Source organism: Actinomadura kijaniata NBRC 14229, assembly GCF_001552175.1.
GTDB classification, from domain to species: domain Bacteria; phylum Actinomycetota; class Actinomycetes; order Streptosporangiales; family Streptosporangiaceae; genus Spirillospora; species Spirillospora kijaniata.
In genome coordinates, this window is the sequence record NZ_BCQR01000020.1 from 20,227 (window position 1) to 38,010 (window position 17,784).

Below are 17,784 nucleotides of genomic sequence, written 5' to 3' on the forward strand. Positions count from 1 at the left end.
GGGCATGGACACGACGACGAACGACGTCTTCACCCCCGCCGAGCGCGCCTACCTGGAGAAGCAGGGCATCGGCCGGCTGGCGACGATGGGCCCCGGCGGGCCGCAGGTGCGGCCCGTCGGGTTCCGGCTCAACGACGACGGCACCATCGACATCGGCGGCCCGGACAACGCCAACAGCCGCAAGTACCGCAACGTCCAGGCCGACCCGCGCGTGTCGTTCCTGGTGGACGACATGACGCCGCCGGACGACCCGGACGCGGTGCGGCCCGGCTGGGGGCGCGGCGTGGAGATCCGCGGCACCGTCGAGCTCGTCAAGGGCGAGATGCACATCGGCAAGGGCTTCTTCAGCGACGACCTGATCCGCGTCCACCCCGAACGGGTCATCAGCTGGCACCTCGACCCCGAACGCCCCGAGGGGGAACGCCGGTCGGTCAGCCCGCGCGACGCCGCGCGGCGGTGACGGGGCACCGCCCGCCGCCCACCGCCGGGGACGGCGGGACCGGCACGGCCCCGTGGGCCCCGCCGGGGCCGGACACCGCCCGCCGCAGCGCCTCGGGCTCGGGCCGCCGCACGTACGCCGGGCGCAGGTCGGCCTCGTCGTAGTAGCGGTGGAACACCGGGGTCGCCGCCCCGGAGATCGGCGGAACGATCCACGACCAGTCGGCGGGGCACACCCGTCCCGCCGCCTCCTCCCGCGCCAGGTGGATCAGGAAGCGGCGCGCCTCGGTGTGGTGGTCGGTGACGGTGACGGCCGCGGCGCGGAACGAGTGCAGCACCGCCACGTTCAGCTCCACCAGCGCCCGGTCGCGCCACAGCGTCGCCTCCTCGGAGCGGTCGAGGCCGAGCAGGTCGGCGATCTCGGGCAGCAGGTCGTAGCGGTCGGCGTCGGCGAGGTTGCGCGCGCCGATCTCGGTGCCCATGTACCAGCCGTTGAACGGCGCGGCCGGATAGGTGACCCCGCCGATCTCCAGGGTCATGTCCGACACCGCCGGGACGGCGTGCCAGCGCAGCCCGAGGCGTTCGAACCACGGGAAGTCGGGGTGGGCGAGCGGCACCTCCAGCACCACCTCCGGCGGCAGGTCGAAGACGCGGACCGGTTCGCCGGGCGCCTCCACGACCAGCGGCAGCACGTCGAAGCGGGTGCCGGCGCCCCCGGCCCAGCCCAGCGCGAGCGCGGCGGCGGTGAGCGCGACGTTGGCGGGGTCGCCGACCACCCCGTCCGGCCGCCGGTGGCCGGCGTACCGGATGAGCTGGGAGTTCCACAGCCGGGGGCCGGGCCGTCCCGGCTCGTCCGGCGCGAACACCGTGATGATCGGCCGGATCCGCCCGCCGCCGGTGGCCGCCGCCAGGTGCTCCACGCATCCGGCGGCGACCTGCTCGGGGGCACGGGCGTGCCGCAGGTCCCGCACCCGCAGGCTGCGCCAGTACAGCCGTCCGATGCACCGGTCGCTGTTGCGCCAGGCGACCCGCGCGCCGAACGTCAGCTCGGCCTCGGTGTGCCGGTAGGTCCCGGTCTCCGTGATCTCCGCCCGGACCCGCCGCAGCCGGTCCTCCAGGTCCCCCGCCCGCCGGTCCTCGGCGTGGAACATCCGCAGGAACTCCTCGGCGGCCCGCCACACGGCCCGCTCGGCCGGGACGTCGGCGGAGGTCCCGGCCGGGATCCCGTCCGCCGGGACCGGCCGGACCGTCCGCGCCCTCGTCTTGCGCCCGAAAAGCGACATGAACCCCCCTGTGACCGAATGAAAGCACTTGATCACTCGACGTCACAGGATGCCATGAAGGTTGCGGCGCGTCAGGGATTCCTCACTATTCGCAGGAAGTGGACGCCTTCCGTCAGTCCCCCGCCGCCCCCAGCGCCCGCGCGACCATGCCCAGCGCGGCCCAGTCCACGGTCCGGCCGCGGCACAGTTCGCCGAAGGTGGTGACCTCCGCGCGCGTCACCTCGCCGTCGGCGGCGACGCCGCGCGGCCCGGCCGCGCGCAGCAGGGCCAGCTCGTCCTCGGTGACCTCGGCGGCGAACACGTGCGCGCGGTGCGCCGTCAGCCCCGCGTCGACCTGCCGGTCGCCGACGGGCCGCAGCCGTTCGGGGGCGAGGGTCAGGCCGGTCTCCTCGGCGAGCTCGGCCAGCGCGTCGGCCAGGGGTCCGCCCGCGCCCGATCCGCCCGGCGGCCCGTGGACGCGGCCGTCGGGGGTGGTGGCGGGACCGCGCGCCTCCCCCACCAGCACGACGGCGGTCTCGTCGAGGGTCGGTCCCGGCCGGTACAGCACGACCGCGGCGACGTCGGGGCGCAGCACCACCAGCTCGTCGCGCTTGACGCGGTCCTCGGCGGCCACGCGCAGGGTGACGCGCAGCCCGGTGTGCACGTTCTCCCGCCACAGCACCCGCGCGGCCAGCAGCGTGTCACCCGCCGCGCGCCGGGCGGCGTACCAGCCCTGGAACTCCGCGGTCCGCCAGACCAGCAGCGGCACCTCGCGTTCGCCCTCCACGCGGGTCGCGCCCTCCCCGATCCGCCCCAGCGCGGCGGCCACGACGCCGGGCACGTCGGTCGCGGTCGGCACGCCGCCCTTGCGGGCGTAGTGCAGCAGGTAGGCGTTCCTCGGCGCCCCGGGCGGCGCGCCGAACACGGCGCGGCCGCTGTCGTGCCACATGCCCCACTCCACGTTGGTGGTGAACGCGGGCATCGTCGCCAGGTCGCGCGGCACGTAGAACAGCACCTCGTCGGCCAGGTGGAGGCAGCGTTCCTCCCAGTCGACCTGGCCGGTGTAGTCGTCGTAGCGATCGTGCCGGTGCTCGGGGACGAACACCACCAGGCGCCCGCCGCCCCTCCAGCGCGCGGTCAGCTCCGCGACGGCGGCGGGCCGCCAGGACGCCACCTCCGGCGAGCGGGGCGTGGGCCCGGCCAGGAAGACCGCCGCGTCCCAGGACGGCGGCGGCTCCTCTCTCGCGTGGACCACGACCGTCTCTCCCATGTTCCGCTCCTTCCGCGCCGTCGCGCTTGGCACCCGCCCAACGGGGTACAAGCCGCCCCAAAAACCAAAACAGAACAACGAATGCCCGATCTGGAGGATCGATCATGGCGGGCACCATGCGGGTACCGCGCAGCCGGGGCGCGTTCTGCGGAACGCTCCTGGTGCTGCTGGGGCTGTGGGGCGGGCTGCTCCCGTTCGTCGGGCCCTACCTGGACTTCGGATTCGAGCCGGACCGGCCCTGGGTGTACAGCGTCGAACGGCTGCAACTGAGCGTCGCGCCGGGCGCCGCCACGGCGCTCGGCGGGCTGGTCGTGCTGGTGAGCGCCAACCGGGTGCTCGCGATGGCCGGGGCCTGGCTCGCCGCGCTCGGCGGCGCGTGGTTCGCGGTGGGCACGCAGGTCGCCCGGCTGTGGGACGTCGACGGCGTCGGCAGGCCGCTGGGCACCGAGGAGGGCCGGGTGCTGGGCGAGCAGCTGGCGGCGTTCTCCGCGCTCGGCGTGGTGGTCGTCTTCCTCGCCGCCCTGGCGCTGGGCCGGTTCGCGGTGGTGGGCGTCAAGGAGGCGCGGGCCGCCGAGGTCCACGACGACCCCGCCGATCCCGCCGACCGCGGCCGGGAGGCCGACCCCGACGCGGGCACCACCCAGCCGATCGCACCCGCCGCCGGACGGTACGGGCGCGACGCGCCGCCGTCGCCGTGGGGCCCGGTGCCCGACGACCGGCGGGTCGCCGGGGAGCGGGAGGAGCGTCCCCGCTGACCGGGGCGCCGGTCAGCGGTTGCGGCTGCGCATGTTGCGCACGGACTTGGTGGTCTCGTAGCTCCGCTTGTCCTCGACCTCGATGTCGTCCCGGTCGGTGAACATCGCGATGAACGCCACCAGCAGCCCGACCCCGCCGATCCACGGCTCCCGCCACGCGAAGCTGAGCGCCACGCATCCGATCGCGATGGAGATCAACAGCAAGAGCTTCACGTACGCACCCCTCAGAACGCGTTCCCGTTGCCCGGTCAACGAGTAATGGAAGGCTTACTTCCTCCCGGTCCCGGCATCCTGACACGCGAAGGCCCGTCCGGGGAACCCCCGGACGGGCCCTGCCACGTCACCGGCCGCTACTTGCGGCGGCCGCGCTTCTCGCGGATCTTCATCGTGATGTCGATCGGGGTGCCCTCGAAGCCGAACTCCTCGCGCAGCCGCCGCTCGATGAAGCGCCGGTAGCCCTCCTCCAGGAACCCGGAGGTGAACAGCACGAACCGGGGCGGGCGCACGCCCGCCTGCGTCGCGAACAGGATCTTGGGCTGCTTGCCGCCGCGGATCGGGTGCGGGTGCGCGTTGACCAGGTCGGCGAAGAACTGGTTCAGCTTGGCGGTCGGCACGCGGGTGTTCCAGCCCTCCAGCGCCGTCTCGATCGCCGGGACCAGCTTCTCCATGTGGCGGCCGGTCTTGGCCGAGACGTTCACGCGCGGGGCCCAGCGGGCGTTGTGCAGCTGCCGGTCGATCTCGCGCTCCAGGTAGTGGCGGCGCTCCTCGTCCAGCAGGTCCCACTTGTTGTAGGCGATCACCAGCGCGCGGCCCGCGTCGACCACCATGGAGATGATCCGCAGGTCCTGCTCGGCCAGCGGCTCCTCGGCGTCGACCAGCACGACGGCGACCTCGGCGCGCTCCAGCGCCGACTGGGTGCGCAGGATCGCGTAGAAGTCGGCGCCCTGGTTCTCCCGGTGCCGCCGCCGGATCCCGGCGGTGTCGATGAACCGCCAGGTCTTGCCGCCGAGCTGGATCTCCTCGTCGATCGGGTCGCGGGTCGTGCCCGCCACCGCGTCGACGACGGCGCGGGTCTCGCCCGCCAGCTTGTTCAGCAGGCTGGACTTGCCGACGTTGGGACGGCCCAGCAGCGCCACCCGGCGCGGCCCGCCGAGGTCGGTGAACGTCTCCGGCGGGGCCTCGGCGGGCAGCGCCTCCAGCACCGCGTCCAGCAGGTCGCCCGAGCCGCGGCCGTGCACGGCGCTGACCGGGTGCGGCTCGCCGATGCCCAGCGACCACAGCAGGGCCGCGTCGGACTCGGCGCCCACGTCGTCGACCTTGTTGGCGACCAGCACCACCGGCTTGCCGGAGCGGCGCAGGATCTCCACCACGGCCTCGTCCACGTCGGTGGCGCCCACGGTGGCGTCCACCACGAACATCACCACGTCGGCCAGGTCGACGGCCAGACGGGCCTGCTCGGCGATGGCGGCGGCCAGCCCCTGCGCGTCGGGCAGCCAGCCGCCGGTGTCCACGACCGTGAACCGGCGGCCGTTCCAGGTCGCGTCGTAGGCGACCCGGTCCCGGGTCACCCCCGGTACGTCCTCCACGACCGCCTCACGGCGTCCGATGATCCGGTTGACCAGCGTGGACTTGCCGACGTTCGGCCGCCCCACCACGGCCACGACCGGCGCGGGCGGCAGCTCGCGCTCCGCCTCGTCGCCGAACTCGGCCACTTCGATGTCGTATTCGCTTTCGCTCACTGTGTTCTCCGCAGGCATTCGCTCGGCCTGCTCATTGAAGTTCTTTGGCGAGGCGGACGATCGCCTCGATGACCTCGTCGAGCGTCAGCTCGGTCGAGTCGATCTCGTGTGCGTCGTCCGCCCTGGTCAGCGGGGACGCCTTACGGGTGGAGTCGAGCCGGTCCCGGCGGGCCTGCTCGGACCGCACGACCGCCACCGACGCGCCCGGGTCGGCGGCCAGGTCCCGGGCCCGGCGCGCGGCACGGACCTCCTCGCTGGCGGTCAGGTAGACCTTCAGCCGGGCGTCCGGAACCACGACGGTGCCGATGTCGCGACCCTCGGCCACGATCCCCCCACCCCCGATGATCTCACGCTGCAACGCCACCAGGCGTGCCCGGACCTCGGGAACGGCGGAGACGGCGCTGACGGCGTTGGTGACCTCGCGGGAGCGGATCGGCCCCGACACGTCCTCCCCGTCCACCGTGATGGTCGGGGTGACCGGGTCGGTGCCCGACTCGATGACCGGATCGCCCACCCGGGCCGCGACGGCCGCGGCGTCCTCCACCGGGACGCCGTTGCGGAGCATCCACCACGTCATGGCGCGGTACATGGCTCCGGTGTCGAGGTAGCGCAGGCCCAGCGCGCGGGCGACGCCCTTGGAGGCGCTGGACTTGCCCGTCCCGGAGGGGCCGTCCATGGCGATGACGAGCGGCACGATCGCTCCCTTTCTAGCGGTCCTGCGTGCCCGCGGACGCGCGGCGGGCGGGGATGGCGGGGCGGCGCCCCAGGTTACCGGTCCCCTCGACCCCCGCTCACAGAACGCGTCGGGGGCCTCGGGTTCTTCCCGCGCGGCTCAGCCGGGGACCGACCAGCCGCGCGAACGCAGCTCGGCGGCCAGCTTCTCGGCCGCCTCGGGCTTGACGACGATCTCCAGGACGCCCAGCGGGCGGCCCGGGGAGTGCTCGATGGTGACGTCCTCGATGTTGACCCCGGCGATCCCGGCCGCCTGGAAGATCATCGCGAGTTCGCCGGGGCGGTCGGGGATGACCACCGGGACCGTGGCGTAGGTCTTGTCCTGCGAGCCGTGCTTGCCGGGGATGCGGGAGCGGCCCGCGTTGCCGCGCAGCAGCAGGTCCGCGACGTGCGCGGCGGCGCCCTCGCTGCCGTCGCGCAGCAGCGAGGCGGCCACGGCCAGGTCGGTGGCGACGGCCTCCAGCACGTCGGCGACCGGGTCGGCGTTGGCGCTCAGGATGCCGATCCACAGCTTGGGGTCGCTGGCGGCGATGCGGGTCACGTCCCGCACGCCCTGCCCGGCCAGGCCGAGGGCGGTGTCGTCGGCGCCGGTGAGCCGGGCGGCGACGGCGGCCGACACCACGTGCGGGGCGTGCGAGACCAGCGCCACCGACCGGTCGTGGTGACCGGCGTCCACGGTGACGGCCTGCGCGCCGCAGGCCTGGACCAGGGCGGTGACGGTCGCGACGGCCCCGGGCCGGGTCTCGGCGGTCGGGCACAGCGCCCAGGGGCGGCCCAGGAACAGGTCGGGGCGGGCGGCGGCCGGGCCGGAGCGCTCGCGTCCGGCCAGCGGGTGGCCCGCGACGAACGAGGTCAGGTCGCAGCCCAGGTCGGCGGCCTGCCGCAACGGCAGCGCCTTGACGCTGGCGACGTCGGTGTAGACGGCGGCCAGCCGGCGCTTCTGGGCGTCCAGCAGGGTGACGGCGACGGCGGCGGGCGGCACGCACAGCACCGCCAGGTCGGCGGGCTCGCCGGGGCCGTCGGCCGGCAGGGCGTCGCCCGCGCCGAGCTCGACCGCCATCGCCAGCGCGGTCTCGTCCCGGTCGGCGAGCAGCACCTCGCTGCCCCGCTCGCGCATGGCCAGGGCGATCGAGGTCCCGATCAGCCCGGTCCCGATCACCACGATGCGCGCGGGGACGCTCTCTTCTTCCACCCGACCTTCAGCCACCCGTCAAGGGTAGCGGCCGGTGGCACCCCTCCAGGACGCCGCCGGGCCCGCGCCGCGGGGCGGCACGGGACCTGGCCGCCCGGCGGCCACCGGGCGGCTCCTGGGCGGCTACTGGGCGATGTCCAGCCGCAGCGCCTGCGCGCCGCGCAGGTAGACGTGCTGCATCTCCGACCGGGGCCGGTCGGTCTCGATGTGCGCCATCAGCCGGATCACCCGGGGCAGGGCGTGCGGGACGTCGATCTCCGCGGCGCACAGCAGCGGCACCTCGTGGAAGCCGAGCTTGCGCGCCGCCAGCGCCGGGAACTCGGCGGTCAGGTCCGGCGTCGCCGTGAACACCACGCTGATCACGTCGTCGGTGGTCAGGCCGTTGCGGGTCATCACCTCGGCGACCAGCTCGGTGGTCGCCTCCAGGATCAGCTCCCGGTCGTCGGCGTCCACCTGGGTCGCCCCGCGCAGCGCGCGTACCGCCACAGTCGTCCCCCTCCTCGAACGGCCGGACCTACAGGCCCACGGCCTTGTACAGCTCGCCGATCTCTTTCACCGTCAGCGCCCGCATGTTGCCGGGCCGCAGCAGGCCGAGCTTGATCGGCCCGAACTCTACGCGGGCCAGCTGCTGCACGGGGAAGCCGACCTCCTTCAGCAGGCGGCGCACGATGTGCTTGCGGCCCTCGTGCAGGGTGATCTCCACCAGCACCCGCCGGCCCACCTGGTCGAAGATCCGGAACCGGTCGGCCTTGGCCATCCCGTCCTCCAGCTCCACGCCCCTCTTCAGGGTCCGGCCGAGGTCGCGCGGGATCGGGCCGTGGATCTCGGCCAGATAGGTCTTGGCGACGCCGTAGCTGGGGTGCATCAGGCGGTGCGCGAGCTCGCCGTCGTTGGTGAGCAGGATCAGGCCCTCGGTGTCGGTGTCCAGGCGGCCGACGTGGAACAGCCGTTCGGGCACCTCGACGTAGTCGGCCAGGGACTTGCGGCCTCGCTCGTCGGCCATGGTGGACACCACGCCACGCGGCTTGTTGATCATGTAGTAGCGCGTCTCGGCGCGGGTCTCGACGCGGCGGCCGTCGACATGGATCACGTCGTGCTGCGGGTCGACGCGCTCACCGAAGCGGAAGACCTTCTTGCCGTTGACCGTGACCCGGCCCTCGCCGATCAGCTCCTCGCAGTGGCGGCGGCTGCCGATGCCGGCGTCCGCCATGACCTTCTGCAGGCGTACACCCTGGGTTTCGGCTCTTTCGGTCACTTGTCCTCAACTATCTCTTCAGGCAGGTCGTCGGGCAGGTAGGGGGCCAGTTCCGGCAGCTCGTCGAGGCTGCGCAGCCCCAGCCGCTCCAGGAAGTAGTTCGTGGTCCGGTACAGGATGGCCTGGCCCTCGGGGTCCTGGCCGGCCTCCTCGATGAGTCCGCGCAGCGTCAGGGTGCGCATCACCCCGTCGCTGTTGACGCCGCGGATCGACGAGACCCGCGCGCGGCTCACCGGCTGGCGGTAGGCCACCACGGCGAGGGTCTCCAGCGCGGCCTGCGTCAGCCTGGCCTGCTGGCCGTCGGTGACGTAGCGTTCCACGACCGGGGCGCAGACGTCCCGGGTGTAGAAGCGCCAGCCGCCGGCGACCTCCCTCAGGTCGAACCCCCGGCCCTGTTCAGTGTATTCCGACGACAGCGCGCGCAGGGCGGCGGAGATCTCGTGGGTGGGGCGCTCCAGCAGCTGGGCGAGGGTGATCTCGCTCACCGGCTCGTCCACCACCAGCAGGATCGCCTCGATGGAGGCGTACAGGCCCGGCCCCTCCTCCGCGGCGGAGGTCTCGGGAGTGTCGTCGGGAAGCGGATCGGTCATTCGGCGTCCTGTTCGGGCTGTTCGTTCTGCTCGTCCTTGGGCTTCTCGCGGGAGCCCTCGTAGTCGTCACCAACCTCGACGTCGCCCTGGTCGGCGCCGATCCAGGTGACGTGCAGCTCGCCGAGCGGCTCGTCCTGCTCGAACGTGACCGCCAGCTCCCGGTACAGCTCCAGCAGCGCCAGGAACCGGGCCACCACCTCGAACGTGCCCTCGGCGTCGTCGACCAGCACCCGGAACGTGGTCTGCCGCAGCTCCCGCAGCTTGGCGACCACGATCGCCGCCTGCTCCTTCACGCTCGCCCGGGGCTGGTACATGTGCTCCACCGACACCGTCGGCGGGGCCTTGGGCGCCATGGCGCGGGCGGCGAGCCGGGCGAACTCCTCGGGGCCGAGGCCGAGCAGCACCTCGGGCAGCAGGTTGGCGAAGCGGGGCTCCATCGGCACCAGGCGCGGATATCGGCGGTTCGCCTCGGCCATCCGCCGCGCCACGTCCTTGGCGACCTCCTTGTAGGCCCGGTACTGCAGCAGCCGCGCGAACAGCAGGTCGCGGGCCTCCAGCAGCGCCAGGTCCTCCTCGTCGTCCACCTCGCCCGAGGGCAGCAGCCGCGCCGCCTTCAGGTCCAGCAGCGTCGCGGCGACCAGCAGGAAGTGGCTGGCCTGGTCCAGGTCCCAGTCCCGGCCGTGCGAGCGGATGTGGGCGATGAAGTCGTCGGTGACCTTGTGCAGCGACACCTCGGTGATGTCGAGCTTGTGCTTGGAGATCAGCTGGAGCAGCAGGTCGAACGGGCCCTCGAAGTTGTCGAGGTGGACCTGGAAGCCCTGGTGCTCGCCCGCGGCGTCCGGCGGGGAGTCGGGTGGGGCCGCGGAGCCCTCGCCTGGGGCGTCCGGGGCGGCGGGTTGCGTCACGGATACCAACCGTAGTCGACCGTCAGGCCTCTTCGAGGCGGCGCACCAGGGTGCTGGACGCGCCGCGCGCCTCGTAGTCGGCCAGCATCGCGGCGACGGCCTCCCGGACCAGCCGCCCCCGGTCCACGGCCAGGCCGTGGTCGGCGCGCAGGATCAGCCGGAGCCGTTCCAGCTCCAGCAGCTCGGCGCGGGACAGGTACACCGTGATCTTGGTGTCGTGGCGCTGCCGGCCGGAGGGGCGGTGGCGCGGGGCCGCGGCGGGCTCGGGGGCCGGCTCGGGCTCGGGCGCGGGGCGGGCGGGGAGGGTGGGACGGAAGATCTCGTCCGCCCCGGGAAGACTCACCCTACGAGCCGCCACCTTTCGAGCACCTCCCGTGCCAGACCCCGATACGCGTTCGCCCCCATCGAGTTGGGGTCGAAGTAGGTGATCGGCTCCCCGGCGACGGTGGCGTCCGGGAAGCGTACCGTGCGGTTGATGACGGTGTGGAAGACCTTCTCGCCGAACGCCTCGACGATGCGTCCCAGCACCTCGCGGGTGTGCAGGGTCCGCGAGTCGTACATGGTGCCCAGCACCCCGTCGATCACCAGGTCGGGGTTGATGCGGCCCTGGACCTTGTCGATGGTCTCCATCAGCAGGGCGACGCCGCGCATGGCGAAGTACTCGCACTCCAGCGGGATGAGCACGCCGTGGCTGGCGGCCAGCGCGTTGACCGTCAGCAGGCCCAGCGACGGCTGGCAGTCGATGAGGATGTAGTCGTAGTGCGGGACGGCCGACTTCAGGGCCCCGGCCAGGATGTACTCGCGGCCGACCTCGTGGACGAGCTGCACCTCGGCGCCGGACAGGTCGATGTTGGACGGAAGCAGGTCCATCCCGTCGACGCCGGTCTCGATGACCACGTCCTCCCACTCGGTGTCGCGTTCGAGCAGCAGGTTGTGGATGGTCATGTCGAGCTGGCGGGGGTCGCCCTTGCCCAGGCCGACCGAGAGCGCGCCCTGCGGGTCGAAGTCCACCAGCAGCACCCGGCGGCCGTACTCGGCCAGCGCGGCGCCCAGGTTGATGGTGGTGGTGGTCTTGCCGACGCCGCCCTTCTGGTTGCAGATCGACACGATCCGGGCCGGGCCGTGCTCGGCCAGCGGCTCGGGATCGGGGAAGACCGGGACGGGCCGCATGGTGGGTCCCAGCGCGGCCCGCGGATCGGTCTCTATGGTGGCGGACGCCAGAACGTCCTCGGCAGCGTGTGTGCTCGTCACCCAGATCCCTCCCCGGCGGCCGGAATGCCATCCAGAACCGGGACTCTATGGCCTGTCACCTCGGGTCTCAAGCTGACGCGCGCCAATGGTCGCGATTTGTCGGCGCACCCGTCTAGCTGCGGGCACGCGGATGGGAGGTCGCGTAGACCTCGCGAAGCAGTTGCACTGTGACCAGAGTGTAGACCTGGGTGGTGGTCACCGAGGCGTGTCCGAGCAATTCCTGGACGGCCCGGACGTCCGCGCCGCCGTCCAGCAGATGGGTGGCGAACGAGTGGCGCAGCGTGTGCGGCGACACCTCCTTCAGCCCGGCGCGTTCGGCGGCGGCGCGCAGCACCATCCACGCGCCCTGGCGGGACAGGCGGCCCCCGCGGGCGTTGAGGAACAGCGCGGGCCCGCCGCGCCCGCCGCGGCTGAGCTCGGGGCGGGCGCGCACCAGGTACGCCTCGACGGCGCGGCGGGCGTAGTCGCCGACGGGCACGACGCGGGCCTTGCCGCCCTTGCCCGCGACGCGCGCGAACCCCTCGTCCAGGTCGAGGTCGTCGATGTCGAGGCCGACCGCCTCGGAGATGCGGGCCCCGGAGCCGTACAGCAGTTCCAGCAGCGCGCGGTCGCGGAGGGCGCGCGCGGTCCCGGCGGCGCCCTCGTCCGAGGTGGAGGCGGCCGACAGCAGGCGCTCCACCTCGTCGATGGAGATCGCCTTGGGCAGGCGGCGCGGCGGCGTGGGGGGCCTGACGTCGCGGGCGGGGTCGTCGGCGGCCAGTCCCTCGCGCAGCGCGAAGCGGTGCAGGCCGCGCACGGCGACCACGGCGCGGGCGGCGGACCCGGCGGCCAGCGGCGGATGGTCGGCGTCGCCCTCGCGCAGCGCGACCAGGAACGCCCGCACGTCGTCCTCGGTGACCTCGCCGATGGCGGCGCGCCCGCGTTCGACCAGGGTGGCCAGGTAGCGGCGCAGGTCGCGGCGGTAGGACGACAGGGTGTTGGCGGCCAGGCCCCGTTCGACGGCCAGATGTCCCAGGTAGGTGCGCACGGCGGACTCCAGCGCGGTGCCGGCCGCCGGACCGGTGCCGGGGGCCGGGGCGGCGTGCGAGCCCGTCGCGCTCGGGGACAGTGGGCACCTCATTCCGGTGGATCGCCGGTGGGACGTGCCCATCATGCCCGTTCCGGACCACTGGAGCACGGCGACACCCACGCGCGAAGAACGCCCTCTACCGACCCGTCCCCCACAACCGACGCGCACCTGCACCAACACCCTCCGCGAGGGTCTCCCCCACCAACGCGTTTCGGGGTGAATACGCCGTGGAGCCCCCCGCGTGCTTTTTGCGGGGGGCTCCACGGCTTTCTAGCTTTTTACTCCTCCGGGGCGTCCGCGGGGCGCAGGGCGCGGTAGCCGTCGGCGCGGGCGGCGTGGGCCGCCAGGATGCCCAGGCACGCCAGCGTGTTGTGGACGTGACCGGCCAGGACCTTGGCGACGGCCTCCTCCAGCGGCACCCAGACGACCGGCATGTCGGCCTCCTCGTGGACCCGCTGGAAGTCGATCTCCTCGGCGGGGACCAGGGTGAGGTCGCGGGCCAGGAAGATCCGGGAGCGCTCGTCGGACATGCCCGAGGACGGGTACACGTCGACGAGGGTGTCCCAGCGGCCGGCGCGGTACCCCGACTCCTCCAGCAGCTCGCGGGCGGCCAGCTCGTGCAGCGGCTCGCCGTCCTTGTCGCGCAGCCCGGCGGGCACCTCCCACAGCAGGTGCCCGACGGGGTGGCGGTACTGGCGGATCAGCAGCACCCGGTCGCGGTCGTCCAGGGCGAGGACGCCGACCGAGCCCAGGTGCTCGATGACGTCACGGCCGACGATCTCGGTGTCCGCGCCGTTCGGCATGCGGACCCGGTCGCGGCGCACGTTGAACACGTGGCCCTCGAACGGGCGCTCGCTGCCGGTGACCTCCCAGCGTTCGGGACGGTCGCGGACGTCGTCGGGGCCCAGGTCGCGGGGGTCGCTCACTCCTGGTCCGCCCCGGCGGCCGTCCCGCCGCGCGCGTCGGCGTAGTCGATCGCCGCGGAGACCAGGCCCCTGAACAGCGGGTGCGGGCGGGTCGGGCGGGAGCGGAACTCCGGGTGCGCCTGGGTGCCGACGAAGAACGGGTGCGCCTCGCGCGGCAGCTCGACGTACTCGACCAGGCGGCCGTCCGGCGACAGGCCGGAGAAGACCAGACCCGCCTGCTCCAGCCGCTCCCGGTAGGTGTTGTTCACCTCGAAGCGGTGGCGGTGCCGCTCGGACGCCTTGGCCTCGCCGTACAGCTCGCGGACGATGGAGCCCTCGGCCAGGTCGGCCGGGTACAGGCCCAGCCGCATGGTGCCGCCCATGTCGCGCTCGCCGGAGACCACGTCGACCTGGTCGGCCATGGTGGCGATGACCGGGTGGGCGGTGGCCGGGTCGAACTCGGTGCTGCCGGCGTCGGCGATCCCGGCCAGGTGGCGGGCGCCCTCGATGACCATGCACTGCAGGCCCAGGCAGATGCCCAGCAGCGGCAGGCGGTTCTCGCGGGCGTACCGGATCGCGCCGACCTTGCCCTCGATGCCGCGCACGCCGAACCCGCCGGGGATCAGCACGCCGTCCACGCCGTCGAGTTCACGCTTGGCGCCCTCGGGGGTCTCGCAGTCGTCGGACTTGACCCAGCGGATGTGGACCTTGGCGTCGTTGCCGAAGCCGCCGTGGCGCAGCGCCTCGGTGACCGACAGGTAGGCGTCGGGCAGGTCGATGTACTTGCCGACCAGCGCGATGGTGACCTCGCGGGAGGGCTGGTGCACGTGGCGCAGCAGCTCGTCCCAGGCGCCCCAGTCCACGTCGCGGAACGGCAGGCCGAGGCGGCGCACCACGTAGGCGTCCAGGCCCTCGGAGTGCAGCACCTTGGGGATGTCGTAGATGCTGGCGGCGTCGACGGCGGAGACCACGGCCTCGCGGTCCACGTCGCACATCAGGCTGATCTTGGCCTTGAGCCCGTCGGTGATCGGCCGGTCGGAGCGGCACACGATCGCGTCGGGCTGGATGCCGATGGAGCGCAGCGCGGCCACCGAGTGCTGGGTGGGCTTGGTCTTCAACTCGCCGGACGGGCCGATGTAGGGCAGCAGCGACACGTGCAGGAAGAAGCAGTTGTCGCGGCCGATCTCGTGCCGGATCTGGCGGACGGCCTCCAGGAACGGCAGCGACTCGATGTCGCCGACGGTCCCGCCGACCTCGGTGATGACCAGGTCCACGTCGTCGGCGGCCATGCCGCGGATGCGGTCCTTGATCTCGTTGGTGATGTGCGGGATGACCTGGACGGTGTCGCCGAGGTACTCGCCGCGCCGCTCCTTGGCGATCACGTTGGAGTAGACCTGGCCGGTGGTGACGTTGGCCGAGCCGTGCAGCTCGACGTCCAGGAACCGCTCGTAGTGGCCGACGTCCAGGTCGGTCTCGGCGCCGTCGTCGGTGACGAAGACCTCGCCGTGCTGGAACGGGTTCATCGTGCCGGGGTCGACGTTGAGGTACGGGTCCAGCTTCTGCATGGTGACCCGCAGGCCGCGCAGGGCGAGCAGCCGGCCCAGGCTGGAAGCGGTCAGTCCCTTGCCGAGGCTAGAGGCGACACCGCCGGTGACGAAGAGATGCTTGGTAGGACGCGTTCTACCAGTGGCTGCCGAAGGCAAGAAGACACTCCCGTGGTCGTTGCGAGGCGGACGGTACCGCACTGTCCACGGGCCACCAGGATAACAGGCGGCACGACGTGTCCCGTCCGGGACCCGCCCGGCCGGGTCCCGATCGGACCCCCAGGTCAGGGGTCGTTCGGGGAGGCTTCGCCGCCCCGGCGGCCGGTGGGCCGCCGGGGGTGGGGGCCGCGGCTACAGGCGCGGCGTGGCCGCCGTCGGCATGATGGTGCGCAGCTGGCGGGTGAGTTCGTCGATCAGCGAGCGGGCCTGGTCGGCGGCCTGCTTGGCGGCGTCGCGCTCCTGCGACAGCTCGGCGATGGCCGCGCGCTGCTCGGTGACGGCCTGGGCGAGCTGGTCGACCCACTGGTCGCGTTCGGCGAGCTTCTCGGCGATCGCGTCGCGTTCGGTGGCCATCTGGCGCATCCCGGCCACGGCCTGGTCGCGTTCCCGGGAGGCCTGGTCGGCACGGCCGCGGGCGATGGTCAGCTCCGACTCGGCGCGGGCCTGCGCCTGCTCGGCGGACTCGCGGGCGCGTTCGGCGGCGGCCAGCGTCTGCTGGGCGGTCTCCAGGGCGCGCTCGTTCTTCTTGGCGGCCTCCAGGGACTGCGCGGCCATGTCGAGGGCCTGCTGGCGCTCGGACTCGGCCTCGGAGGCGCGGCGCTCGGCGTCGACGGCGCGGCTCTCGGCGGACTTGGCGCGCACGTCGGCGCCCTTGGCCAGGTGCTCGGACTCGGTCATCCGGCGCTCGGCCTCCTGGGCCCGCGCCTCGGCGCTCTTGGCGCGGCGCTCGGACTCGGCGGCCCGCACGTCGGCGCCCTTGGCCAGGTGCTCGGACTCGGTCGCCCGGCGCTCGGCCTCGGCGACGCGCCGTTCGGCCTCCTGGACGCGGCGCTCGGCCTCGGCGGCGCGGCCCTCGGCGGTCTGGGCGCGCAGCCGGTTGTCGTCGGCCTCCTTGGTGGCGCCCGCGACGGCGTGCTGGAGGTTCTGCACGCTGGTCTCGGCGTCGGTGAGCTTGGCGCGCAGCCCGGCGAGCTCGGCGTGGGCGTTCTCCAGGGCGCGCGACAGCTCGGTGGCCTGCTCGGTGACGCGGTCGCGTTCGGCCTCGACGGCGCGGCGGGCCCCGACGGCGTCCTCGACGGCGCGCAGGGCGTCGTCTCGGGCCTCGCTCATCGCGTCCCGCTGGGTGATGGCCTGGCGGACTGTGGCCTCGGCCTCGGCGACGCGCCGTTCGGCCTGCTCGACCTGGGCGCGCGCCTGCTCGGCCTGCGCCTGGGCCTGCTCCATGCGGACGCGGGACTGCTCGGCCTGGGCCTGGGCCTGCTCCATCTGGGAACGGGCCTGCTCGGCCTGCGCGCGCGCCTGCTCGGCCTGCACCCGGGCCTGCTCGGCCTGGCCGCGGGCCTGGTCGGCCTGGGCGCGGCCCTGCTGGGCCTGGTTCCAGGCGGCGGCGGCGTCGCGCTGGGCCTCCTCCTTCTCGTCCTGGAGGGAGGCGATCTGCTGGACCGCCTCGGCCTGGACGTCCTTGGTGCGCTTCTCGGCCTCGGCGAGCTGGCGCTCCAGGTCCACGGCGCGGCGCTCGGCCTGCTCGGCCTGGCCGCGCGCCCGCTGCACCTCGCCCCAGGCGGCCGCCGCGTCGCGCTGGGCTGCCTCCTTCTCGGCGGTGAGGGCGGAGATCTTGGCGGCGGACTCGTTCTGCGCCTCGGTCAGCCGCCGCTCCAGGTCCACGGCGCGGCGGTCGGCCTGCTCGGCCTGGCCCCGGGCGCGCTGCACCTCGCCCCACGCGGCGGCGGCGTCGCGCTGGGCGGCCTCCTTGTCGGCGGTGATCTGCGAGATCTGCGAGGCGGCGTCGTTCTGCGCCTCGGAGACCTTGCGCTCGCCCGCCGCCAGTGCGTCGCCGATCAGGTCGGCCATCTGCCGCAGCCGCTCGACGATGTCCCACGGCTGTGCCTCGGGGGCGTCGGGCTCCCCGGCGGGGTTCGCGGCCTTGATCGGTTGCTGGGCCGCCTGGACCACCTCGGGCTGGGGGCCCGTGTCACGTCCGACCGGGGTGGGCCAGGGCGAACCGGCGTCCCGCACGCTCCGCGAACCACCCGATCCGTTCAGCTCGCTCACTGTTCTCCTCGCCTGCTCGCTGCACTCCTCGCCTGGCGGCTCGTCGCATGGCTCACCAAAGGCACTCTAGTGCCGACCAGCGGAGCGTTTGCCCAGTTTGGGGTTTAGTTTCTTGATCCTCCCCCGGGAGACACCCCCGAACGGGGTGAAAAATCACAGGCCATGGGGGTTGGACCTCGGATTCGCCCATCCGGCGCTTCCGCCACGCCTCACCCCCACGCCGTGACCAGAATCTCGGTCCTCCCCTTCCTCCCGCAACGCGCGCTTCCCTGGGCATTCGGCCGCGGCGACGACGCACAGTGTTCCCGACAGCATCTCGGCAAACCGGCGTTCCGCCGGGCGGCGACGCGCGGCGAGGATCTTCGGTCAACCGGCGAGGTGGTCCGACACTCCTCCTTCGCCCGGCCGATGAAAAAGGACATCTCGTTGATCACCGCGGCGCGCCCGCGGCGGTCGGCGCCGGGCGCCTGCGGTGGGCCATGGAGACTTCCGGTGTGGCGTGGATTCGACACCTTCACCACATCGGAGGTCTCCCTCGCTCATCAGAGGCCCAACGGTGTCGACAACGTTCGCGATCAGTGCGGCCAGGGCCTGTTTCCGAACGGG

General features: G+C 73.4%; 18 protein-coding genes. 2 read left to right on the forward strand and 16 right to left on the reverse strand.

What is annotated here, in order from left to right; genetic code table 11:
- Positions 1–4 precede the first annotated feature (4 nt).
- Positions 5–460, forward strand: a complete 456-nt coding sequence (locus AKI01S_RS07620; protein WP_067813310.1) for a PPOX class F420-dependent oxidoreductase — start codon at positions 5–7, stop codon at positions 458–460.
- On the opposite strand, the gene AKI01S_RS07625 is transcribed toward AKI01S_RS07620, so the two are convergent.
- Both AKI01S_RS07625 and AKI01S_RS50300 read right to left on the reverse strand, forming a co-directional pair.
- The gene (locus AKI01S_RS07625; RefSeq protein ID WP_083999101.1) at positions 432–1,721 is read right to left on the reverse strand and encodes a nitric oxide synthase oxygenase; all 1,290 of its coding nucleotides are present in this window, start codon (positions 1,719–1,721) and stop codon (positions 432–434) included. The two genes, AKI01S_RS07620 and AKI01S_RS07625, sit on opposite strands and share 29 nt — an antisense overlap.
- Before the next feature lie 112 nt (positions 1,722–1,833).
- On the reverse strand, positions 1,834–2,970 hold the full coding sequence (locus tag AKI01S_RS50300) for a nucleoside 2-deoxyribosyltransferase domain-containing protein (protein ID WP_067813312.1): 1,137 nt from the start codon (positions 2,968–2,970) through the stop codon (positions 1,834–1,836).
- Positions 2,971–3,074: 104 nt separating this feature from the next.
- On the opposite strand from AKI01S_RS50300, the gene AKI01S_RS07635 reads away from it, so the two are divergent.
- Positions 3,075–3,725, forward strand: a complete 651-nt coding sequence (locus tag AKI01S_RS07635) for a hypothetical protein (RefSeq protein ID WP_067813314.1) — start codon at positions 3,075–3,077, stop codon at positions 3,723–3,725.
- 12 nt (positions 3,726–3,737) lie between these two features.
- Here AKI01S_RS07635 and AKI01S_RS07640 read toward each other — a convergent pair whose 3' ends face one another.
- The 14 genes from AKI01S_RS07640 to AKI01S_RS07705 all read right to left on the reverse strand — a co-directional run bounded on the left by AKI01S_RS07640 (position 3,738) and on the right by AKI01S_RS07705 (position 17,178).
- Positions 3,738–3,938, reverse strand: coding sequence for a hypothetical protein (locus AKI01S_RS07640; protein WP_067813316.1), 201 nt, complete (start codon positions 3,936–3,938; stop codon positions 3,738–3,740).
- Positions 3,939–4,075: 137 nt separating this feature from the next.
- Entirely contained in the window at positions 4,076–5,482 is a 1,407-nt protein-coding gene (gene der / locus AKI01S_RS07645; protein ID WP_067813318.1) for a ribosome biogenesis GTPase Der, read from the reverse strand.
- A 13-nt stretch (positions 5,483–5,495) separates the two neighbouring features.
- The gene (gene cmk, locus AKI01S_RS07650; protein ID WP_218009593.1) at positions 5,496–6,158 is read right to left on the reverse strand and encodes a (d)CMP kinase; all 663 of its coding nucleotides are present in this window, start codon (positions 6,156–6,158) and stop codon (positions 5,496–5,498) included.
- A 138-nt stretch (positions 6,159–6,296) separates the two neighbouring features.
- Entirely contained in the window at positions 6,297–7,403 is a 1,107-nt protein-coding gene (locus AKI01S_RS07655; protein ID WP_245681516.1) for a prephenate dehydrogenase, read from the reverse strand.
- A gap of 108 nt (positions 7,404–7,511) precedes the next feature.
- Positions 7,512–7,874 (reverse strand): chorismate mutase, encoded by a 363-nt coding sequence (gene aroH / locus AKI01S_RS07660; RefSeq protein WP_067813320.1) that lies wholly within the window; start codon positions 7,872–7,874, stop codon positions 7,512–7,514.
- Between the two features lie 28 nt (positions 7,875–7,902).
- On the reverse strand, positions 7,903–8,643 hold the full coding sequence (locus AKI01S_RS07665; protein WP_281185968.1) for a pseudouridine synthase: 741 nt from the start codon (positions 8,641–8,643) through the stop codon (positions 7,903–7,905).
- Entirely contained in the window at positions 8,640–9,233 is a 594-nt protein-coding gene (gene scpB, locus AKI01S_RS07670) for an SMC-Scp complex subunit ScpB (RefSeq protein ID WP_067813324.1), read from the reverse strand. Before scpB ends, AKI01S_RS07665 begins: the two co-directional genes overlap by 4 nt.
- The gene (locus tag AKI01S_RS07675) at positions 9,230–10,138 is read right to left on the reverse strand and encodes a segregation and condensation protein A (protein ID WP_083999105.1); all 909 of its coding nucleotides are present in this window, start codon (positions 10,136–10,138) and stop codon (positions 9,230–9,232) included. Before AKI01S_RS07675 ends, scpB begins: the two co-directional genes overlap by 4 nt.
- Positions 10,139–10,160: 22 nt before the next feature.
- A complete protein-coding gene (locus tag AKI01S_RS07680) occupies positions 10,161–10,481 on the reverse strand; it encodes a hypothetical protein (protein ID WP_067813328.1) in 321 nt (106 codons plus the stop codon).
- Positions 10,478–11,359 (reverse strand): ParA family protein, encoded by an 882-nt coding sequence (locus AKI01S_RS07685; protein WP_439951661.1) that lies wholly within the window; start codon positions 11,357–11,359, stop codon positions 10,478–10,480. The genes AKI01S_RS07680 and AKI01S_RS07685 overlap by 4 nt, the downstream gene beginning before the upstream one ends.
- Positions 11,360–11,501: 142 nt before the next feature.
- On the reverse strand, positions 11,502–12,509 hold the full coding sequence (gene xerD / locus AKI01S_RS07690) for a site-specific tyrosine recombinase XerD (protein WP_083999111.1): 1,008 nt from the start codon (positions 12,507–12,509) through the stop codon (positions 11,502–11,504).
- 227 nt (positions 12,510–12,736) lie between these two features.
- Positions 12,737–13,384, reverse strand: a complete 648-nt coding sequence (locus tag AKI01S_RS07695; protein ID WP_245681517.1) for an NUDIX domain-containing protein — start codon at positions 13,382–13,384, stop codon at positions 12,737–12,739.
- Positions 13,381–15,066, reverse strand: coding sequence for a CTP synthase (gene pyrG, locus AKI01S_RS07700; RefSeq protein WP_067813335.1), 1,686 nt, complete (start codon positions 15,064–15,066; stop codon positions 13,381–13,383). The genes AKI01S_RS07695 and pyrG overlap by 4 nt, the downstream gene beginning before the upstream one ends.
- A gap of 192 nt (positions 15,067–15,258) precedes the next feature.
- Entirely contained in the window at positions 15,259–17,178 is a 1,920-nt protein-coding gene (locus tag AKI01S_RS07705) for a coiled-coil domain-containing protein (RefSeq protein ID WP_067813337.1), read from the reverse strand.
- Between the last annotated feature and the right edge of the window lie 606 nt (positions 17,179–17,784).